The sequence below is a fragment of the Candidatus Poribacteria bacterium genome (assembly GCA_021295755.1).
In the GTDB taxonomy this organism is placed as follows: Bacteria; Poribacteria; WGA-4E; order WGA-4E; family PCPOR2b; genus PCPOR2b.
The window spans coordinates 8,236-12,877 of sequence record JAGWBT010000158.1; the positions used below are offsets into that span (position 1 = coordinate 8,236).

General features: G+C 53.5%; 5 protein-coding genes. 4 read left to right on the forward strand and 1 reads right to left on the reverse strand.

The window, feature by feature from the left end:
- The 4 genes from J4G02_19580 to J4G02_19595 all read left to right on the forward strand — a co-directional run.
- Window positions 1–454, forward strand: a 454-nt coding sequence (locus J4G02_19580; GenBank protein ID MCE2396734.1) for a DUF309 domain-containing protein, incomplete at its 5' end; no start/stop codon positions are given.
- Between the two features lie 141 nt (window positions 455–595).
- The gene (locus tag J4G02_19585) at window positions 596–2,356 is read left to right on the forward strand and encodes a hypothetical protein (protein MCE2396735.1); all 1,761 of its coding nucleotides are present in this window, start codon (window positions 596–598) and stop codon (window positions 2,354–2,356) included.
- A 207-nt stretch (window positions 2,357–2,563) separates the two neighbouring features.
- Complete coding sequence (locus J4G02_19590; protein MCE2396736.1) at window positions 2,564–3,847, forward strand: enolase; 1,284 nt, start codon at window positions 2,564–2,566, stop codon at window positions 3,845–3,847.
- A gap of 40 nt (window positions 3,848–3,887) precedes the next feature.
- The gene (locus tag J4G02_19595; GenBank protein ID MCE2396737.1) at window positions 3,888–4,283 is read left to right on the forward strand and encodes a hypothetical protein; all 396 of its coding nucleotides are present in this window, start codon (window positions 3,888–3,890) and stop codon (window positions 4,281–4,283) included.
- Between the two features lie 23 nt (window positions 4,284–4,306).
- On the opposite strand, the gene J4G02_19600 is transcribed toward J4G02_19595, so the two are convergent.
- Window positions 4,307–4,642: hypothetical protein (locus tag J4G02_19600; GenBank protein MCE2396738.1), on the reverse strand; the 336-nt coding region annotated here is incomplete at its 5' end.

The following is a 4,642-nucleotide window of genomic DNA, read 5'->3' on the forward strand; positions in this document are numbered from 1 at the left end:
CTCGAAAAACGGTGCTAAAGCGTCCCTGTATCCCCGCCTTAAAAGACGCGGTTTTAGGGCTAAAGTGGAGTTAGATAATGCACCAATGAACAAACAAGCAGCCCTCAAAAAAGGGATACAAGAGTTTAATGATGGCGATTACTTCGAGTGCCACGAAACTCTAGAGGACGTATGGATGCTTGAAGTTGGGCCCGACCGTCCCTTCTATCAAGGGCTGCTCCAACTGAGCGTTGGATGCTTTCATCTCTTGAACCGAAATTATGTGGGAGCAGAGAGCCAATGGTCGAAAGCCCATGCCAAGCTGATAGCCTTTGGTGACCAACATTTGGGGGTTGAACTCAAACCGCTCACCGAGGGAATCCTTCGTTGTCAGGAGATGTTAGCGATGGTTCAGAGTGGACAGAGAAGGGAATTTGACCTGTCGATCATTCCCCATATTCAGTCCACGATGTGAGGCTGCCCGTTATCGTAGGGGCGAGGTCTCCTCGCCCGATGGGTTGGGAAACCCAACCCCTACGAAAGAATATAGTGCCTCCAGCTCAATGAACTAATGAACTAATGCACCAATGAACCAACACAACTAAGGAGATAAATTATGCCTATACCAAACGTGAATAGAAACACCCTTACGATAGATACACCCCTTCCACCGCCAAATTGGGCACTGTTGGAACGGGAACTTATCCGCGCCCAGACCCTCGCCTGTGAAGCATTTTTTGACCGCTATTTTGACGAACGCGGCTATCTGATCTGCCTTCCGCGCTGGGGTGGGAACGATGGTCCCGACGATGCCATCGAAAATCTCACAGGTTGGCCCATCTTGCACGCACTCGGTGCCTCGGATAGCATCTTGGAGATGTATAAACTGGCTTGGGAGGGACACCTGCTGCAATATACAGAAGCGAAAACGGTGGAGGTCCCGATCGCCCGCGAGGGGATGTATTATAAGGAGTTTTCGGTCATGTTTGACTGGTTTCATCACGGCGAAGGGCTTGCAGTCTTTAACCTGCAGGGACTGTCGGATCCCTACGATCGCATCTTTCAGAAGCGGGTGAGGCGTTTCGCCGGTCTCTACATGAACGAAGATCCACAGGCTCCGAACTACGACCCGGAACATAAGATTATTCGCAGTATGTTCAACGGCAGTCGAGGGCCTCTCCTACGCAAAGCGACTGCGCTGGATTGGGCGGGTGATCCGATCGAAGTCGAAGGACGTTTCGATGCAAAACATGGTGAGCGCAATTTTGAGGAGATGTTAGCGCATTTCAAGGACTATACCGACATCGTTGGCGATCATCCGCTGAATCTTGCTTCAACAACCCTTGCGATCAATGCCTATATGGTCACCGGTGAAGCGAAATACAAAACGTGGCTCCTTGAGTACGTTGACGCTTGGTCGGAGCGAACAGCTGCCAACGGCGGAATTATCCCATCTAATATCGGTCTGGACGGCACAATCGGAGGGGAGTGCAATGGTAAATGGTACGGCGGGTGCTACGGTTGGGGTTTCACCGTCGTCGTTCCGCAAACGGGCGCATTGGCAGACCGTAATGCCCATGTTCGCGCGGTCGCCGGTTTCGGGAATGCCCTCCTTGCTACCGGTGACCAGAGCTATGTCGATGTGTGGCGGCAGATGATTGAAACGGTCAATTCAAACCAGAAGACAATCGACGGGCAGGTGATGTATCCCAGTATGTATGGGGACGATGGTTGGTACAGCTACACGCCGCAGCCGTACAATCAAGGCGCGTTGGATGTCTACTACTGGTCGATGAACCGTGATGTCCTCAAGTGGCTGCCGTCAGACGGCTGGATCGGATTCTTGGAAGGGAACAACCCGGACTTTCCGACAGAGGCATTCCAACGCGATTTCAGCACACTTCGCCGGAAAATGCAAGGAATGCATAAGGATACCACAACGCCGGACACACGACTCTCGGACGACACTTTGGCTTTCAACCCCGCGGTGGGCAGCAGTTTAATCGAACTTATGCTCGGCGGTATCACCCCGCGGTTCGGCGAACCTCTCCACTGTCGTGCCCGCTATTTCGATCCTGCGAACCGTCGCGCTGGCATACCGGAAGATGTCGCCGCACTTGTCGAAAAGCTGACCGATGACGAGACGACGCTCTCGCTTGTCAATATCAACCCAATCGAAGAGCGGACGGTCATCGTTCAGGGCGGCGCGTATGCCGAACACCAGCTTGTCAGCGCCGCTACCGATGACAAAACCCTGTCGATAGACAAATCTGCTCTTACCGTACGTCTGGCTCCCGGAGCGGGTAGCCGTATCGTTCTCAAGATGAAACGTTATGCAAATCAACCCACGCTCCTATTCCCTTGGGACAGGGATTGATCGATTTCGTCCAGCGTCCAGCAATTATAGTGGACCTTAGAATTAATGAGACACTCCAAACCGGTGCGGTTAGAAACCGCACCTACCGTTCTCTCGTTTGGTAGACACTGTTTCCAACTGTGCCGATGCGGTGCGGTTAGAAACCGCACCTACCGGGGGTGAAAGTGTCCATTTATCTTTAGAATTCACCATAAAAAGGAAAATCCAATGAAAGTGACAGATGTCGAACGTATTGTCGTTGATGTGCCGTTTACCCCTCGGCAGCATAAGCTTACCCGCAACAGTATTTCGTCGGTTTACAATTGGTCGGTGCTGGAGTTGTGTAAGGTCACAACGGACACCGGGCACGTCGGTTGGGGCGAAACGGTTATTCGCTACACTTACGGCAGAGTAACCGACCAGACGGTGGAAAGGGTCATGGGTCAACGTCCAGCCGAACTGATGAACGATGATTCGCTCGGTGCCGGGTTGCAGATGGCGCTCTTTGACCTCGTCGGTAAGATTCTTGAGGTGCCGGTTTATGAACTGATCGGCACAAAGGTACGAGATTGGACGCCGATCTCTTGGTGGTGTGTTGATGCTTCCCCTGAAACCTGGGCGGCTGAAGCACAGGACGCTGTGGCAAACGGTTACACCAGTTTCAAGAATAAGCCGCGCCCGTGGTGGGACATCGTCGCCCAAGTTGAGGCAGTCTCCGAGAGTGTGCCGCCGCATTTCAAGTTAGACCTCGATCCGAACGGGTCGCTCCAGAACGCGTCCGCTGCGATTCCGGTCATGAAGAAATTGGAACAGTACTCTAACGTCGCTATGTTTGAAACGCCGATCCCACAGGACGACATATTGGGCAACAAACAGATCCGCCAATCGGTCAACCGACCGATCGCCATGCACTTCGGAAATCCACCTTATATCACTAGCATCCGTGAGCAGGTGTGCGATGGATTCGTTATCGGCGGCGGGAAGTCCGAGGTTGTGCGGCAAGGTGCCTTGAGCGCCGAAGCACAGATGCCCTTCTGGTTGCAGTTGGTGGGCAACGGCTTAACGACGACGTGGGCTGCCCACTTGGGCGCGGTCTTGACGCATGCGACTTGGCCCACGATTAGCTGCATCAACATCTACAGCGATCATCTCCTGAAAAAGCCGATTGAGGTGGTGGGCGGCTATCAGCAAGTCCCCGATGGGCCCGGACTCGGTGTTGAGTTAGATGAGGATGCTATCGAAAAATATCGGGTGTCTCAAGAGCGGTTGGACGGCTTTGAGAGACGGGGCGAACCAATCCACCCAGAGCCAGAAGTCATCAAGACGGTGGTCTATCCTGACGGCAGCTGCGTCCACATGGTCGACCAAGGACTTGGGTACTTCAACGCAGGCAACGGTCCCGCCTATGTGGAGGGTGTGCGTTTGGAGATTCGGGAAAACGACGGATCCAGCGAGTGGAGCGATCTATTCGCTAGGGCGCAAAAACAGCCGGTGCGTGACCGCTGGAGATAATTAAAATAAGATTACCCGTAACAATCTAAGGAGGCATCTTATGTCATCGGTTGCTGAACGTATAGACGATCCTTCACTCTGTGTGGTACATATCGGGAAGGGTGAGCGAATTGCCGGATTGTTGGGGGAACTGCTGAACCCCGTCAATTCGGAGAGTCTTCACGAATACCGTCTGCCCGCAAACTCAGATGTCGAGCTTCACTATCACGATTACGATGAATATTGGCTGTTCACGGCGGGTACTCCCAAGGTGACACTGCGGCTCCCGACGGGAATCACGAAGACCGTGCAGCTTGAGCCGGGGGATATGGTGGCGTGTGTGCGGGGTGTGGAGCATACGCTGTGGGCGGATCATGAACTGGTCTATTTCCAGTTTTGCAGTGTCCTTGAGGGCAGCGAGCGGCGTGGGCATCTGATTCGATCCGATTCTGCGTAGGCTGCCAGTCAAGAAATCGGGGGTTAGCGGAGGGAATTGACTCCTATCAGCGGGTTTCTGTCCATAACCTGCGGGGGTTGCCTTTTAATGAACGGTTCGATTGACCGATCTTCGATGACCTGACTGCCTTGGGGTTCAAAGCGGAACGCCAACCGCGAAAGTCCCAAGTCAGAAAGCACCGCTGTTACAGCCCCCTGTCTCTCTGTGGGGACATAGAACAGAAAATATCCACCACCGCCGGCTCCCAGAATCTTGCCGCCCAGCCCACCCGCAGCGATGGCACGCTCATAGATGGTATCGAGCATCGGGTTTGAAATACTATCGCAGAGGGAACGTTTCAGCTCCCAAGCGCGATGTAA

What these genes read in the sequence shown, in the direction of transcription:
- J4G02_19585 (MCE2396735.1), top strand. Translation starts at nt 596, where the DNA reads ATGCCTATACCAAACGTGAATAGAAACACCCTTACGATAGATACACCC.
- J4G02_19590 (MCE2396736.1), top strand. Translation starts at nt 2,564, where the DNA reads ATGAAAGTGACAGATGTCGAACGTATTGTCGTTGATGTGCCGTTTACC.
- J4G02_19595 (MCE2396737.1), top strand. Translation starts at nt 3,888, where the DNA reads ATGTCATCGGTTGCTGAACGTATAGACGATCCTTCACTCTGTGTGGTA.